Raw genomic sequence first — 16,741 nt, forward strand, 5'->3', positions numbered from 1 at the left:
ACATAGACGAGCAAAGTTTTCTAACATATTTGTTCCACCTACTCCATTACAAGTAGAAACATTAATATTGCTAGTTAGCACTTTGACACGCCAATCTTATAATACCTTAATGATGAGTATCTCGCCCTCTTTAGATATATTTCGAACAAAAATCATCTTTTGAGCTTCAGATTCATACTTAGAGACAGGGTTAACGTAAGAGAATAGAGAGTTGATATTTGAATCTCCATTAATAATGATACCGTGGCACTTGAAGCTGGACGTAAACGAGGTTCGATCAAGAAGAGCCGTCATGCTGCAGTGGTGGAGGCAATTGAGCTGGCAGTGAGGGAAGTAGGGAAAAATGTTCTTTCGCCTACACAACAGATTGAAAAAACTAAAAGCAAGACTACGATAGTTAAAACTGATTATGAACAGTTAAAAGAGGATTATGAAAAACTGCTGGAAAACTGTAATTCGCTGCTGTTGGAAAATTTCGAGTTAAAACAAAAAGCACATCTTTAAAAGATGTGCTTTATTTTTTCAATTCTAATATTTTAGTCAGTAGAAGTAGTTGGACAAGCAGATGTTTCGTATTTTTTCAATACGTCAGAAGCACAAGTCCAAGTACCTGTAGCTGCATCACGTGTCCAAACTACTGTATCTCCAGCAACTGCAGGTGCTGCGCTGAAGCCTAAAGTACCTGTAATTGTTGAGTTAGTAGTTGCATTAGCACCAATAGAAGCAGCAGGCACCCCAGCTTTACCCGTAACTGCGCCATTAGTTCCATTTAGCCCACCTGTAGTTTGGGCTGTAAGGATATTTGAACCTGTAGCACCAAAATCACAAGCAGTTGTAGCCTTACCATCTAAAATACAAGTATCTAAAGCTGTTTTCAAACCAGCTGCTTCACTTACAGCACGAGTCACTTGTGACTTCGCAGTATAAGTTTGATATTGCGGAATCGCAATCGCAGCCAAAATACCAATAATAGCGACAACTATCATCAGCTCGATCAATGTAAAGCCTTTTTGAGCGTTCATAACATTCTCCACAAATGTTTTGTTAATTTATTTATAAGCTTTGTAAGCTAGTTTATATATTGCACAAAGTGTGCCAAAGCATATTATCTAATTATTCTGCATAAAATCAATACATTTGTTAGTAGATTAAGAAATGTAAAAAAACATATGGTAAGTTTGTGTAACTAAGTGACAAAAAATGTCATTTTTTGGGTCTTCTTGAGAGGTCGCAATGAAACAACCAGCGTAGGCTGGGCTTTTAGCCCAGCTCAAATCATGCAAAGTTATCATGCTGGGCTAAAGCCACAGCCTACGAGATACGAATTGGAGTTAGGTTATAAATAAAAAGGCTGAGCCAAAAGCCCAGCCTACATAGTATCCAAAGTATCAGTTGTTGCCTACTTCTCTAAATACTGAATCTTACCTTCGACGCCGTCCCACTTCGCCGCTTCTGGCAGCTGACCTTTCATCTCAGTGATGTTTGGCCATTTTTGCGCCAGCTCCTCGTTCAATTGAATAAACACTTCTTGCCCTTTTGGCACTTCATCTTCTGAAAATATCGCATTGGCGGGGCATTCTGGCTCACACAGCGCGCAGTCGATGCACTCATCAGGGTCGATGGCGAGGAAGTTGGGGCCTTCATAAAAGCAATCCACAGGGCAGACTTCCACACAGTCGGTGTATTTGCAAAGAATGCAGTTATCGGTAACGACAAAGGTCATAGTGGTCTACCTGTTATTGGGTTGAGGCTATATAAAATAGCTGTAAAATAAAGCATATTTTAGCGCTTTTACCCCTATTTGACAAATCCCTTTACTGACCCATGATTTTCTTAAGATGATACAGCAGATCATGCGCCTGCTTTGGCGTTAGATCATCAGGGTTAATTGCGGCAAGCTCCTCTTGCAGACTAAGCATTTGATTTTTCTCAAAAATATCATTACTGTTTTGGGGGCGTTGCGCGCTGATGACGGCTGAGTTTTCGCCATCCTTGCCGCTCGATGACTGGCTTTTATCCGTTACCGACTTAGCTAAGTCATTTTTATCATCAATGGCTTTGACACTTTCAGTTTTTAAATTATCTACTAAATACCGCTTAGCATCATTTAATACTCGTGTTGGAATTCCCGCCATTTTTGCCACATGCAGACCAAAGCTAGAGCTTGCCGCGCCGTCCTTAATTTGATGCAGTAGTAGCAGTTGACCATCGACTTCACTGGCGGCGACATGCACATTGCGGATGCTGGCTGCTTGGGCGGCATGATGGCTGGCGTGTTGGTTGACCAATTGCGTCAATTCAAAATAATGGGTGGCAAATAAGGTCAGGCAGCCGATCTCAAGCAGCCTGTTGACGCAGGCGTGGGCGATGGCCAGCCCGTCAGTGGTTGCCGTGCCGCGGCCGACCTCATCCATCAGTACCAGTGATTTGTTGGTCGCTTGATTAAGGATATTGGCGGTTTCAATCATCTCAACCATAAAGGTAGATTTGCCACCTGCCAAATCATCAGCCGAGCCAATTCGGGTAAAGATTCGGTCGATATCACCAATTCGCGCACTTGCCGCTGGGACAAAGCTGCCACAGTGGGCGAGTAGCACAATCAAGGCTGTCTGGCGCATATAGGTGGATTTTCCGCCCATATTGGGACCGGTAATCATCAGCAGGCGCTCAGGATGAGCCTCACTGCCAAGCGCACAGTCATTGGCGACAAACTGGCTATGGTAATTGGCGCTACTTTGATGACTGTCATTGCTAGTATGTAGTGGGTTTAATGCCGCTTCAACGACGACGTGGCGGCCTTGCTGGATGTCGATACTGCTCTGGTCGATACTGGTTTGGCTGCCGTTTTTTGTCAAACCGTCATCGTTTGCGTCGTTAGTCATAACTGGACGCTGCCAGTGGTAGGTGATGGCAAGCTGGGCCCAATTGCTAAGGACATCTATTTGTGCGATAGCCGCGCTAAGCTGTTGCAGTTCGGCTAAGTGACTTCCTAATCTGGCTAACAGCTCATGATATAGCTGCTTTTCACGTGCCAGCGCCAGGCTTTGGGCGCTGAGATACTCGGTCTCGACTGCTTTTAGTGCATCGGTGATAAAGCGCTCGCTACTTTTGAGCGTTTGCCGACGGATAAAATGGTTAGGGGCGTTTTGTGCCTGCATTTTGGGCAGCTCAAAATAAAAGCCACTAACCTTGTTAAAACCGACTTTTAAGCTGGGCAGATTATTGGCTTCACGCTCGCGAGCCATCATCTCATCCAATGTCGATTGAATGTTGTCATGAAGATGGGTTAAGCGATCAAATTCGCTATCATAGCCTGCCGCAAGCATGCCGCCATCACGGATATGGGCAGGCGGCTCGGCAATAATAGCGCGCTCAATCAGCTCGGCGACGGATTGCACTGCAGGTAACTGCTCGGGTAATTGCTGCATCAACATGGGCAATAGTCCTGATTGCTTATCGCTGATTCCTGACGCCGTCAGTAGCTTGCTAAGCTGGGCGCTACTGTTGATACCATCAGCCAGTTTTCGCAAATCACGTGGTTTGGCACTCATCAGACCAATTCGGCTGGTGATGCGCTCGATATCACCGATGGTGTTTAGAGTGTCGCGTAAATCACTGACTAATGAGCTACTTACTAAATTTTGTACAGCTGAGATCGTTTGGTTGTCCTTATTTAGCAATCTATCTATCGCATCTAAGCGTAGATTAATCCGCTCATGTTGCCGTAGTGGCCGCTTCATTTGCTGAACCAATAATCGCCTTCCCATCGGTGTTTGACAATGATTGACGACCGATATTAAAGACGTTCCATTGCTGCTTACTGGCGTAAATAACTCAAGATTTTGCTGACTATTGGCATCAATAATTAAATAGTCATCGCTATATTCGACGATAAGTTGATTCAGCTGTGGTATATGGCGCTGCTGGGTTTGTCGGGCATAATGAATCAGCGCCGCACAGCTAGATTGAGCAAGTGGCGTGTCGCTAATACCAAGTCCATCAAGACGTTGTACGTCAAACTGTTGACAAAGAGTTTCATTGGCATGCTGACGATGAAAATCATTGGCCGCCACTTCGATAATAGGGCAGTCGAGGTGTTGCCGAAGCCACAATGACCAGTTTTCTCCAGTTTGCTCGTTCAGCGCTTCGCTGATGATACATTCACTGGGCGCAAAGCGTGCCAGCACTGTCAGCATTTGGGCTTGTAAGTCTTCGATATTGTTATGGTTGTTATTATAGCTGGCGTTTACTGTCTGCGTTGTTAGGGTTCCTGCTGCCAAATCCATTTGGCTAATGGCAGCTTGCAAAAGTTGCTTGCTATTCGCTTTAGGAGTTTCGATATCAATCGCAACGACGGTTGGCGTATGATTGGGCGCAATGAGCGCATCATCGGTAATAGTGCCTGCAGTTAATGTCTTGACCACTTCGCGGCGCATGATGCTGCCCGAAGCCGATTTGCTGTTGTCTTTTTTTTGCTTCTCGCCCATGGTCGGTGCGTTTAGCGGATTGCTCGGCGCAGCATCGTCAATTTGCTCACAGACCACCACCGTTTGCCCAGCGGCAATCAGCCGTGCCATATAGCTGTCAGCGGCATGAAACGGCACGCCTGCCATGGCAATGGTGTTACCGGCTTTATCGGTTCCGCGACGGGTGAGGGTGATGTCAAGAATTTGCGCTGCACGTTTGGCGTCCTCAAAAAATAACTCATAAAAATCACCCATCCGGTACAGCAATAACGCTTGTGGATAGTTGGCTTTCATGGTCAGATATTGCACCATCATTGGCGTATGGTCGGCCAAATTGTATATAGCGTCGCCGATTAGCAACTGATCGTTATTTAAATGCTCAGTTTTTACGTGCTCTGATTTTAAGTGCTCAGCGTTTAAAGGTTCAGATGTATCAAATGTTAGAGCGTTAGGGTTTTTCGCGGAAGGTTTTACGGTCATGCAGAATCTCTTATGATGCTTAAATGGGTTTGCTTAGACACAATGGCTGTTTTTTAGAATAAATTAGCGGTGAATGCTGTCAGATAGTTACGTTTATGAATGGCGCGAAAAAGCTGTTAAATTAAGGATATAAGCGCTATTTTAACACGTTCAGCGACCTTTTTACGTCGGCAAATATCTACTCGCTGCCCTTGTATCCATCGGCGTCATAACCATATATAATGACGGCACACTTAATTGGGCGATACTTCATTAAGCGACTCATCATTAGGCAGTACCTTATTATTGCGTGCTTTGTTAATCCGTATTTTGACAATCAGTGCGTTATTTAAAAGTACTTAGTCGGTGATGGCTGTGATGATTGTAATGACCAAGCGGCAGTATATAAAGCCTTGGCAATGCGCACTAATTATCGAATATTTCCATAGGTCAAAAATTATGTTATCAAAGATTATAGGCAGTGTCGTTGGCACCAAAAATGACCGCGAACTCAAGCGCATGCGCCGCGTGGTCAGCAAAATCAACGCATATGAGGCTGACATTCAAGCCCTGTCTGATGAGCAATTACAACAAAAAACCGCAGAATTTAAAGAAAGGCACCAAAACGGTGAAAGCTTAGACGCCTTATTACCAGAAGCGTTTGCCGTCTGCCGCGAAGCCTCCTTACGCGTCAATGGCATGCGCCACTACGACGTGCAGCTTATCGGCGGTATCACCTTGCACGAAGGCAAAATCGCTGAGATGAAAACCGGTGAGGGTAAAACCTTAATGGGTACCTTGGCGATGTATCTCAATGCCATTAGTGGCAAAGGCGTGCATTTGGTTACGGTCAACGATTATTTGGCGGCGCGTGATGCCGAGCTAAACCGTCCCTTGTTTGGCTTTTTGGGTATGACGGTTGGCGTTATTTATTCGCAGCAGCCACCGCAAGAAAAAATCGACGCTTATCAAGCGGATATCACCTACGGTACCAATAACGAATATGGTTTTGATTATCTGCGCGATAACATGGTCTTTAGCTTAGCTGAGAAAAAACAGCGTCCGCTAAACTATTGTATTATTGATGAAATCGACTCTATCTTAATCGATGAAGCACGTACGCCGCTGATTATTTCGGGTCAAGCAGAAGATTCATCACGCATGTATGCGCTGATTAATACCATTATCCCGCGGCTTAAACGCTCAAAAGATGAAGAAGCCAATAAGAATAACGAAGACGAAGATTTTTGGATTGATGAAAAAAATCGTCAAATCGAAATCAGCGAAAAAGGCTATGAGAAAATTGAGCGCTTCTTAATCGAAGTCGGCGAGCTTGGCGAAAACGAAAGTTTATATAGCCCGAGTCGTTTACCGCTATTGGCTCACGTACAAGCGGCTATCCGTGCCCATCATGTGTTTGTCAAAAACGTTCATTATATCGTTGATGACGGCGAAGTGATTATCGTAGATGAAAACACTGGTCGTACTATGCCGGGTCGCCGCTGGTCAGAAGGCTTGCACCAAGCGGTAGAGGCCAAAGAAAACGTCGAGATTCAAGCAGAGAACCAAACGCTTGCGACGACGACTTTCCAGAACTATTTCCGTCTCTATGACAAACTATCCGGTATGACGGGCACGGCTGATACTGAAGCAGCAGAGTTTAAATCAACGTATGATTTAGACGTCATCGTGATTCCAACGCACGAGCCGATTGCGCGTATCGACATGGATGACCAAATTTTCTTAACCAAGTTAGGGAAATACAAAGGTATTATCCGCGAGATTAAAGAGATTCAAGCCAAAGGTGCGCCGGTCTTAGTTGGTACGGCGACGATTGAGGCCAGTGAAGAGTTGTCTTATCTGCTCGATCAAGAAGGCATCAAGCATAATGTCCTAAACGCCAAGCAGCACGAGCGTGAGGCAGAAATTATCGCTCAGGCAGGTAGTCCCAAAGCGGTGACCATCGCCACCAATATGGCAGGTCGTGGTACCGATATTATCTTGGGCGGTAACTGGCAGTCGTTTATCGAAGATATTGATGCAGTCAGTCCGGAAGAGATGGCGCGCCTAAAAGCAGAATGGCAGGTCAAGCATGATCAAGTCGTTGCGGCAGGTGGTCTACATATCATTGGTTCTGAGCGTCATGAATCACGCCGTATCGATAACCAGCTGCGTGGTCGAGCCGGTCGTCAAGGTGACCCTGGCATGTCGCGCTTTTTCTTATCGCTTGAAGATGATTTGATGCGTATCTTCGCCGGTGATCGCGTCGTCAATATGATGCGGGCGATGGGTCTAAAAGAAGACGAAGCCATCGAGCATAAAATGGTTTCAAAATCGATTGAAAATGCGCAAGGTAAAGTCGAAAGCCGCGATTTTGATGCCCGTAAAAACCTATTGAAATATGATGATGTCGCCAATGAGCAGCGTAAAGTTATCTATGGTCAGCGCGATGACTTGCTGGCAGAGATGGACTTATTGGAAGCCATCGAAGTCATGCATCATGAAGTCTACAACGCCATGATTGATCAGTTTATCCCGCTAGGCTCTATTGATGATCAGTGGAATATCGACGGCTTAGAAGATGAGCTTGAAGATGAGTTTAAAATTTCCATGCCGATTAACGATTGGCTGGATGAAGACCGCCGCCTAGATGAAGAAGGCTTACGTGCCAAAATCATCCAAACGGCATTGGATCGCTATCATGCGCGCCGTGAGCAAATGGGCGAAAAAGATGCCGCCCAACTTGAGCGTCATTTTATGCTACAAAGTTTGGATAAGCACTGGAAAGAGCATTTAACCCAAATGGATCAGCTACGTAAAGGTATCCATCTGCGCGGTTATGCACAAAAAAATCCTGAGCAAGAATATAAGCGTGAATCGTTTGAGCTGTTCCAAATGATGCTTGGTGCGATTAAATCTGAAACCGTACAAGATTTATCACGCGTGCATATCCCAACCAAAGAAGAATTAGAAGCGTTAGAAGCTCAGCAGCGTGAAAATGCCGCGCACATGCAAATGCAGTTTGAGCACAGTGATATCGACAATATGGATGGCGGCGTAGAGCGATCAGCGGCGCAAAACCGTAGCGTTGCTGCTGGCGTAACAGCAGGGTCTATCGCGGGCAGTGGTAGCAACAATGCCAGTGAGCCTGACCCATACGCTGGGATGAATATAAGCCGTAACGCGCCATGTCCTTGTGGTTCAGGCCTAAAGTATAAACAATGTCACGGTAAAATCTAAATATTGATAATCAAAAATTGTTAAGCTATGATAAAAAGTCCCTGTCTTATTTAGATAGGGACTTTTTTATAGCGATAAGATTTATAGCCATAAGAATTTCGATAGGAAAAATTATTCTAGCAGTATCTTTTACTTTTAATCTTTAGCGTTTTTAAGTTAGTTTGGCTCTGTTAATATTTTGACTGTGTTAACAAATGGTCTAACTATTAAGAATATAAAAGTAACAGCAATTTTGCAGTGGTTAATTACAAATTCAGCATAGGCGTGAATTTACATACAGGCTATAGTATTTAACATATTTTTTTGGAGAGTGTCATGAATATAGAATTATTAAAACAATTTCGTACCTCTGTCGTTGTTACAGGTCTGCTCGCTGGCGCGATGACAATTAGTGCTTGTCAACAACAGCAAGAGCCAGAACCAAGTCTAGAAGACAGCATCAGTGAAGAGCAATCGGTGCCTATGTCCGCTGAGCCTGCCGAGCCAAGTGATGTGGTGGTAGATGCGCCAGTCAGCGATGTGGAGGAGGATACCGTAGCGTCTGTTAATTCTGGCGTCAAGCAAATGAGCTACTCATGTTCACCGGCACTAGCCGTTGAAGCGACTTACAAAGACGCTGACAAACAAGTGATTCTTGAGACTGCTCAAGGTACAGTAACTCTGACCAAAACCAATGATGCGACCAACCCTGAAGTCTTTAATCTAGATACAGCGTTTGACGGTGGTGAAGGCTTTATCCAGTGGCGCGTGGCGCACGAAGATCGTGAAACTGGCGTGATGCGTACTGCTGGTGCCGATTCAGAAAACGTCAGTACTTATGAATGTAAAACATCACCAGCGTCTGAAAATAAAACGGCAGAAACAGCCGCCTAACAACAAATACCTCGCATAAAAAAAGCAACGTTAACGTTGCTTTTTTTTGGTTTGGTCTTACGACTGCTTACAAAAACGCTTTATGCTTTATCAGCCCATTTCTTATAAACGCTATTTTTTATCAGCGGCATTGCTGTGTTGCTCATGGGCTAGATAACCTTCTTCATGAACGTCTAGCTCTTCGTGTTGGAGCGCTACTTGAATGCTATCGGTATGGGTATGCGTGGTTTTATTAATCTCTATTTCTTGAATGACGTGAGTGTCTTTGGTAATCGTCGCTACCTGACGCGATAAGACAATCTCAATCGGCGCTTCACCAATCTCAACCTGTTTACCATTGATGGTCACGACTGCTTTACTATCTAGCGACGGCTCAACATGACGCAATATGTCCTTATCATCATAATCACCTGATAGTAAATCCTGACTCTGTACGTCTTGATAGTCGGTACGCACGGTAATATATTCTTCTACCAGCTCAATAGGCACCTTAATGGTTTTGGTGCGTCTGTGCTTAGTTACTGTGACCTTGCCAACATCCAAGCGTTCTTTGTTAATGACAGGACGCTCTTCTAATAATTCTAAATAGCCACCATTGCCTGTATCGGTTTGATGGTTTGCTAAATTAGTAGATAAATTATTTGCTAAGCCTTGTTGTGTACTGCTTGACACAGTTTGCTGCTGATTAGTATTGGATAAATCGGTAGCGGACAAATCTGGCGCAGGCAATTTGTTCTCACCGCTATGATTGGCAATTTGCTCTAAATGCGAAGTAGGATTAGGGGCGTTTGCCAAGGATGAGCGTGGATGCGTTTGTTGTGGGTCAATTTTTTTGTCGTCGTTAATCATGGTAGTGCTCCTTAAATGGTGAGGCAGCTTAAAAAGAGGTATAAAAAAAGACCAGAGGCAAGCTCTGGTCTTAGTTACTGAGCTTGTCACTCAGCTGCTCATTACTATCGCGCGATGCATAGCTAACTGTTGTTTTTCTAATTATTATTTCTTATCATCAATTGCTAAGAAATCTTCCTTAAGAATTATGCAAAGTGCGCAAGTATGGCGTATTACATACCACGAGCGCGGCGGACATCTTCGGCAGTGATATCATCGCGGTCAAAAAGGTTACCTTCGCGGTCAACCACATTACCATCACCATCGATATCTAATTCTTCACGTTGAATGGTTTCAGCAATAGTTTCAGTATGACGTTCGGTAGTTTTACCGACATTTACTTCTTCAGCGACATAGGTTTCTTTATTCACACGTGCACGTTCTGCTTCTAGTTCAACTTCGACCGTTTGATTGCCATCTACATCACCAATGCGGCGGTCTGTTGGACGATCTACATTGGTACGTTGGATATTGGCATGCTCTTCTTCAAGGTCAACATTGACATTACGCTCTTCGGTAACGACATGCTTACCAACTTTTACTAAACCTGCAACGATGCGGTCTTTATTCACTGTCAAACGCTCTTCTAGTAGCTCTAGCGTGTTTGGCGCATTATACGCATGGTCGGCAATCTCCATACGCTCTGCTTCTGGTACAGTATCAGCAGCGAATGATTGACGATCTTTTTCGTACTGCTCTTTATAGCTGTACTGGTAATCGTGATCATAGACTTCCATCGCTTCTACTTGTGCTTGCGTTAAACTATCAAAGAAGACGTCGTCACCGACGATACGAGCGAGACCTGCTGGCACGAGAACTTCTTTTGAGCTGAACCAGCCGCCTGCATCAACGATTAAATAACGAATACGACCAGTGGTATCTTCTACTAGCGCGCCTTCGATTTTGCCGATTTTTTCTTCATTGACACCATAAGCAGTTTTACCAGTTGGATCATAATAGTCATCACCAATTAGGTCACGGTGAGTTGCTTGGATATCTCTTAAACGAATTAGTTGGCTCATTATTGTCTTCCTTTTTTATGAGTAAATTTATTTGATTGGTTTAATAATTATTTTTTATAAAATAGCAATACAGTAAAAATTTGCGTTGCTAAAAAACTGTCGTCTATTTCTTTTGAACTTGTTTAAGCTTAGATTTTATAAATCAACAAGATTAGATGAAGAACATATTTCCATGGTTATTAATAGAATCTCGCTATCATTAAGGACTAGCTATCGTTAATAAGCAGCCTCTCCATCAACTTGTTATTATCGTAGCAGCAGGTTTTTCGATACGATATATGAGCAAGGTAGCAAAGTGTGCGCTTGAGGTAATTGCGTGTAATAGGCTGTAAATGACGCCATTACTATATAAAATTAAGTTAAGGCTTTCTTACAGTGATGCACCGCTTTGCGGTATTTGTCATTTTTAGGTATAAAAAAACCGCACAGCTAGTAGCTATGCGGTTTTAAATTTTTCAGAAAACTGCTTAAACTTTAAATTAGAACTTCGATTTTAAAAGCTCAAACGCTGACTTCGCTTAAAATTAAGCCAGTTCAATAGCAACGGCAACGGCTTCACCGCCACCGATACATAAGGTTGCAACGCCTTTTTTACCGCCAGTACGTTTAAGCGAGTTGATAAGGGTGATTAAGATACGCGCGCCAGAGCAGCCAACTGGATGGCCAAGGGCACAAGCGCCGCCTTCGACGTTAACTTTAGCGTGGTCGATTTTAAGCTCATCCATCGCAGCCATGGTCACCATCGCAAACGCTTCGTTGATTTCCCATAAATCAACGTCTGCAATTGACCAGCCAGCCTTGTCCAAAACTTTTTCGATCGCGCCAATCGGAGCAATGGTGAACTCGCTTGGATGACGCGAGTTGGAGGCGGTGGCAACAATACGTGCTTGATAATCCAAACCTTCGGCTTTAGCTTGTGATTCTTTCATCATCACAACCGCCGCCGCGCCGTCTGAGATTGAGCTGGCGTTTGCCGCTGTAATCGTGCCTTCTTTTGCAAAAGCAGGGCGCAGGGTAGGAATGCGCTCAGCATTGGCAAGTGCAGGCTGCTCGTCAGTATCAACCGTTTGCTCGCCTTTACGCGATTTGAAAGTGACAGGCTCGATTTCATCTTTAAAATGGTCGTCTTTAATCGCTGTCAATGCACGGTTTAGCGATTCAATAGCAAATTCGTCCATTTGCTCACGGCTATAGCCTTTTTCATCGGCCATTTCTTGCGCGAACTGCCCCATTAATTTGCCGGTTTCGGCATCTTCTAGACCGTCTAAGAACATATGGTCTTTGACTTCTTTATGACCCATACGGTAACCACCGCGTGACCCTGGCATGATGTAAGGGGCATTGGTCATTGATTCCATGCCGCCCGCCACTGCGACGTTAAAGCTGCCCGCTTTGATACCATCGTGCGCTTGCATGACCGCTTTTAGGCCAGAACCACAAAGTTTATTAATGGTAACGGCACCCGTGGCATCATTTAGACCTGCTTTACGCATGGCTTGACGGGCAGGGCCTTGACCAAGACCAGCGGTCAAGATACAGCCCATGATGACTTCATCAATATTATCAACGCTCACGCCTGAACGCGCAACGGCTGCCTTGATAGCGGTTGCGCCAAGTTCAGTCGCGCTGACGTCTTTTAGGGCGCCTTGAAAACCACCCATCGGAGTACGGGCGCCATTTAAAATTACAATTGCATCGTTTGACATCGTTATTTTTCCTTTTTCGGTATTTGAAACGAAAGTTTTTTTAGTCATTAAAATAAAAGTTTCTAGCTGAGATTATACGTTTATAGATGAATCGCTGGATAAATTACGCCAACTCATCTAAGCGAATACGGACGACTTTATCTGTAATGGTATCGAGCTTCTCGATTTTTTCAATCGCCAGATTCATCTGACTTTCCACCACAGGTAGGGTCAAGATAATCACTGGTACTTGACCAAGCTTATGCGAAGGTTTTTGTAAAATGGCATCGATATTGATACCCGCGTCACTCAAAATACGAGTAATATCCGCCAAAACGCCCGGATTGTCATGGGCATGCACGCGCAGATAATAACCAGTAATCATTTGCTCAGCGCGCAAGATGGGTGTGTCTGATAATTGCTCTGGGATAAAGGCTAGATGCGGCACATGGTGACCGTTCGTGCTTTCATTGTTGCTATCTTTACTACCAAGAACGCGAACCAAATCCATGACATCGGCCATGACCGCAGAAGCCGTTGCTCCAGCACCAGCGCCATCACCGCAATATAGCGTCTGACCAAGTGGGTGCGAGTTGACTAATACCGCATTTTTTACGCCATTAACGTTGGCAAGTAGGGCGTTCTGTGGAATGAGGGTTGGATGAACACGCAGCTCGATACCAGCCGCGCCGTTATTTCCTTGGCCATCACCTGAACCGTTGTCTTCGCGGCGTACCGCAAAGCCTAGATGTTTGATACGGTAACCAAGCTCTTCGGCGTAGTTGACGTCTTGCAAGGTAATACCGGTGATACCTTCGCAGTAAACTTTGTCAAACTGTAGCGGAATCCCAAAGGCGATAGAGGCGAGGAGCGCAAGCTTATGCGCCGCATCAATGCCTTCGACATCAAAGGTTGGATCGGCTTCGGCGTAACCAAGTGCTTGTGCTTCGCTTAAAACATCGGCGAACGGGCGACCTTTATCACGCATTTCAGTCATGATAAAGTTGCCAGTGCCATTGATAATACCAGCTAACCACTCAATCTTATTGGCAGCAAGGCCTTCACGCATGACTTTGATAATTGGAATACCACCTGCCACCGCCGCTTCATAAGCAACGTGTACATTATGGGCTTCGGCAAAGGCGAAAATCTCATTGCCGTGTTCGGCGAGCAAGGCTTTATTGGCAGTGACCACATGTTTGCCGTGTTTAATGGCATGCATAATCACATCTTTAGCCAAGGTCGTACCGCCAATCACTTCGATGACAATGTCGACATTGTCACTGGCAGCGGTTGCCATCAAGTCACTATTTTGTACGATGGTAGCGTCGATATCATCGCGCTGACGGCGGGTACCGACTTCGGTAATCACAATGTCGCGTCCGCTACGGCGTTTTAACTCATCTAAATTGTCATTGATTAGATTGATCACGCCCGTTCCGACGGTGCCCAGACCAAGTATCGCTAGTTTGATGGATTTGCTCACAGTATCCTCAAGAGATTATAGAGTTGGATAAAAATGCTTCTATGACAGCGCTTACATAAAAAGCCTTATATAAAAGTGCTTAAATAAGAGGCTGATATAAAGAAGAAAAGTATAAAAATACACCGCTAATTTTACCTAGCGCTTCATCGTATCATACCGATAAGCGCTTGTGGCGTCTACCCAATCTCACTGTCGCTAAAGTCAACAATATGAGGGTAGATGACTAGCTGGCATCAATCGCTGTTTGCGCCAATTGCGCCGCGGGTAGATAGCCGCCGATTTGTTGGCCAGACTCGGTAAAGATAGCTGGCGTGCCGCGTACCCCTAGCGACATTCCAAGCTCAATTTGCTCTTTTACCGGGCTATTACAGCTAGGCGCTTGAACGTTAGCACCCATTTTTGCTTGATCCATCGCTGCATTGCGATCTTCGCTACACCAAATCGCTTCCATTTTTGGAATACTGCCTTCGCTGCGCGGCCACGCTAAATAACGCACTTCAATACCGCGTGCATTGATATCGCCCATTTCTTCATGAAGCTTGGTGCAATAAGGGCAGTCGGCATCCGTAAAGGCATAAACAACCGATTTGGTCGCGCCTTTTGCTGGATAAATAACCATGTCTTTTTTATCGACCGTTTTTAGAGCGTCTTGCGCGGCTTTGGCAACCAAAGCGCCACTGATATCGACTGGCGCCTCTTGCCCAACGGCGATAATTTGTCCTTGGATAATATGTTTGCCAGATTTATCGGTAAAAAACGATGGTAAGCCCGATGCTGTTACCCAGTAAATATCGTCCATATCTGTTGGTACAGCTGAAATGATTTCTTCTTCGATTCCTGAGGCTTTTAGATTTGCTTGTAAGGCTTTGACCACTGCTGCATCATTATCGGCAACTTGTGCGGTGCTGTCTTTGGCTTCGGCGCTATTGACGATACCAGTATTACTGGTCGCATCAGCCGCATTATTCGAGCAGCCTGCTGCAATCGCGACCAGCAATGCGCCCAACATCATCCGCGATAAAGGCTTGCGGGAAAACATAGCGCGAGCAGGGGTGGCTTTAGAGAAAGAAGGTAAAAACATAGGTATTTCCTTTAGGCGGTGATGCCTAAGCAAGATATAGATATAAAAACAGGGACATAGATGGTGTATGAACGCTTATCCCATATACGCTAGATTTTGTTGTCAGCGCGATATATTTCAAGGATGAGGTGCAATTTATTGATAATAAAAGATAAGTAGTAATACTGGTTATATTAGCATATTTTTAGAAATAACCACCAAAGGCTATTTGTTGATGTTTTATTGGCATCGCCAAATTTATCATCCAGCGCCGTAAAACCACGTCCTTCTAGGGCGTGGATATCAGGCGTCAGCCGTTGTCACCTAAGATTAAAAGAACCTTGTTAACCAAACGCATTGGGATCATACTAAACCCATGAAGACGCTCAAGCTACGCATCAAAGACAAACATGCCACTCAGCTAAATATCTTAGCTGGTGCGGTCAACTTTGTCTGGAATTACGTTAATGAGCTAAGTTTTAAACATCTTAAGCGCACAGGCAAATTCTTTTCAGCCTACGACTTGGCCGCTTACACCAAAGGCGCTGGTGAGTACCTGAACCTGCACAGCCAAACATTACAAGCAGTGACCGAAACCCATGCCAAATCTCGTAAACAATTTAAAAAAGCCAAACTAAACTGGCGCACAAACAATCCTAAAGCCAAGAAAAGAAGTTTGGGCTGGATTCCTTTTAAAAAAACTGCTATCAAGCATCTAAGCACTAAACAAAGTGGCAAAAAATCTCTAAAAACAACTCTACAATTCAGTTTGGCTAAGGGTCAAAAGCTGATTATTGATGTGTGGGACAGCTATAACCTCTCGCTCTACAGCATCAATACGTGCGAGTTGGTACAAGATTCTCGCGGCCACTGGTACGCCTGTATCACTGTTAAAGAGTTTTCAGAAACAGCCTGTGGTGACGGTCAAGTCGGTATTGATTTGGGCTGTAAAGATGCCGCAGTCAGTAGTGATGGCAAGGTTCTAACTACTAAGCTGACGACTCAATACGCAGAAAAACTGGCCATTGCTCAAAGAGCCAAAAACAAAAAACGAGTTAAGGCCATTCACGCCAAGATTAAAAATACTAGATTAGACTTGATTCATAAATTTACATCAAAGCTTGTTAAAGCCAACAGCCTAATCGTAGTTGGTAAAATCAAGTCAAAATCATTTACTTCAAGCAAACTCGCCAAATCCGTCTATGATGCGGGTTGGTTTGAGATAAAGCGACAACTGGACTACAAATGCGCGAACGCAGGTTGCCACTATATCGAAGTAAATGAAGCGTACACCACCCAAACCTGCTCGTGTTGCGGCTCTCGCCAAGACAGTCCGAAAGGTAGAGAAGGTCTTGGTATAAGAAAATGGTTTTGTCGTTCTTGTAAAACGACCCATCAACGTGACGTTAATGGAGCAAAAAACATTCTCGCGGTCGGGCTTGGCCGTCTTTAGTAGGAATCCCCGTTCCTTTAGGTCGGGGAGGAAGTCAAGTCTAGGTAGGCTACTGTCATAAACATTAGGGGCTGTATAGAATTGAGGAACCATTGAAAAACATAAGCAA

General features: G+C 44.6%; 11 protein-coding genes and 1 pseudogene. 4 read left to right on the forward strand and 8 right to left on the reverse strand.

Translation table 11 applies throughout. The features are described from left to right. Positions 1–225: 225 nt before the first annotated feature. A pseudogene (locus B3R91_RS01345) lies at positions 226–504 on the forward strand (hypothetical protein); the annotation flags it as partial. A 32-nt stretch (positions 505–536) separates the two neighbouring features. On the opposite strand, the gene B3R91_RS01350 reads toward B3R91_RS01345, so the two are convergent. The 3 genes from B3R91_RS01350 to mutS all read right to left on the reverse strand — a co-directional run bounded on the left by B3R91_RS01350 (position 537) and on the right by mutS (position 4,781). Then, entirely contained in the window at positions 537–1,022 is a 486-nt protein-coding gene (locus B3R91_RS01350; protein WP_286796034.1) for a pilin, read from the reverse strand. 377 nt (positions 1,023–1,399) lie between these two features. Then, positions 1,400–1,723: a ferredoxin FdxA gene (fdxA, locus tag B3R91_RS01355; protein WP_068406370.1), complete on the reverse strand. Its 324-nt coding sequence runs from the start codon at positions 1,721–1,723 to the stop codon at positions 1,400–1,402. Between the two features lie 91 nt (positions 1,724–1,814). After that, a complete protein-coding gene (gene mutS, locus B3R91_RS01360; protein ID WP_414707482.1) occupies positions 1,815–4,781 on the reverse strand; it encodes a DNA mismatch repair protein MutS in 2,967 nt (988 codons plus the stop codon). Positions 4,782–5,384: 603 nt separating this feature from the next. Here mutS and secA point away from each other — a divergent pair. Continuing rightward, positions 5,385–8,165, forward strand: coding sequence for a preprotein translocase subunit SecA (secA, locus tag B3R91_RS01365; protein ID WP_286796040.1), 2,781 nt, complete (start codon positions 5,385–5,387; stop codon positions 8,163–8,165). 315 nt (positions 8,166–8,480) lie between these two features. Further along, positions 8,481–9,038: a hypothetical protein gene (locus B3R91_RS01370; RefSeq protein ID WP_286796042.1), complete on the forward strand. Its 558-nt coding sequence runs from the start codon at positions 8,481–8,483 to the stop codon at positions 9,036–9,038. Between the two features lie 111 nt (positions 9,039–9,149). Here the strand turns inward: B3R91_RS01370 and B3R91_RS01375 are convergent, their stop codons facing one another. From B3R91_RS01375 to B3R91_RS01395, 5 genes are all read right to left on the reverse strand, one after another. Further along, complete coding sequence (locus B3R91_RS01375) at positions 9,150–9,887, reverse strand: YsnF/AvaK domain-containing protein (protein ID WP_286796044.1); 738 nt, start codon at positions 9,885–9,887, stop codon at positions 9,150–9,152. A 212-nt stretch (positions 9,888–10,099) separates the two neighbouring features. After that, a complete protein-coding gene (locus B3R91_RS01380; protein ID WP_200662529.1) occupies positions 10,100–10,948 on the reverse strand; it encodes a DUF2382 domain-containing protein in 849 nt (282 codons plus the stop codon). 524 nt (positions 10,949–11,472) lie between these two features. Further along, entirely contained in the window at positions 11,473–12,654 is a 1,182-nt protein-coding gene (locus tag B3R91_RS01385) for a thiolase family protein (RefSeq protein WP_286796048.1), read from the reverse strand. 103 nt (positions 12,655–12,757) lie between these two features. Continuing rightward, positions 12,758–14,119, reverse strand: coding sequence for a homoserine dehydrogenase (locus tag B3R91_RS01390; protein ID WP_286796050.1), 1,362 nt, complete (start codon positions 14,117–14,119; stop codon positions 12,758–12,760). A gap of 223 nt (positions 14,120–14,342) precedes the next feature. After that, complete coding sequence (locus tag B3R91_RS01395) at positions 14,343–15,200, reverse strand: DsbC family protein (protein WP_286796051.1); 858 nt, start codon at positions 15,198–15,200, stop codon at positions 14,343–14,345. Between the two features lie 355 nt (positions 15,201–15,555). Between B3R91_RS01395 and B3R91_RS01400 the strand changes: the two genes are divergently transcribed. Further along, entirely contained in the window at positions 15,556–16,632 is a 1,077-nt protein-coding gene (locus B3R91_RS01400) for an RNA-guided endonuclease InsQ/TnpB family protein (RefSeq protein ID WP_286796053.1), read from the forward strand. Positions 16,633–16,741: the final 109 nt, after the last annotated feature.

The sequence above is a fragment of the Psychrobacter sp. UBA6291 genome, from assembly GCF_002439405.1.
Taxonomy (GTDB): Bacteria; Pseudomonadota; Gammaproteobacteria; order Pseudomonadales; family Moraxellaceae; genus Psychrobacter; species Psychrobacter faecalis.

Coding starts and splice junctions, on each gene's coding strand:
- B3R91_RS01385 (WP_286796048.1), bottom strand. CDS start 12,654: ATGTCAAACGATGCAATTGTAATTTTAAATGGCGCCCGTACTCCGATG.
- B3R91_RS01375 (WP_286796044.1), bottom strand. CDS start 9,887: ATGATTAACGACGACAAAAAAATTGACCCACAACAAACGCATCCACGC.
- B3R91_RS01350 (WP_286796034.1), bottom strand. CDS start 1,022: ATGAACGCTCAAAAAGGCTTTACATTGATCGAGCTGATGATAGTTGTC.
- B3R91_RS01380 (WP_200662529.1), bottom strand. CDS start 10,948: ATGAGCCAACTAATTCGTTTAAGAGATATCCAAGCAACTCACCGTGAC.
- fdxA (WP_068406370.1), bottom strand. CDS start 1,723: ATGACCTTTGTCGTTACCGATAACTGCATTCTTTGCAAATACACCGAC.
- secA (WP_286796040.1), top strand. CDS start 5,385: ATGTTATCAAAGATTATAGGCAGTGTCGTTGGCACCAAAAATGACCGC.
- B3R91_RS01395 (WP_286796051.1), bottom strand. CDS start 15,200: ATGTTTTTACCTTCTTTCTCTAAAGCCACCCCTGCTCGCGCTATGTTT.
- B3R91_RS01370 (WP_286796042.1), top strand. CDS start 8,481: ATGAATATAGAATTATTAAAACAATTTCGTACCTCTGTCGTTGTTACA.
- mutS (WP_414707482.1), bottom strand. CDS start 4,781: ATGATGGTGCAATATCTGACCATGAAAGCCAACTATCCACAAGCGTTA.
- B3R91_RS01400 (WP_286796053.1), top strand. CDS start 15,556: ATGAAGACGCTCAAGCTACGCATCAAAGACAAACATGCCACTCAGCTA.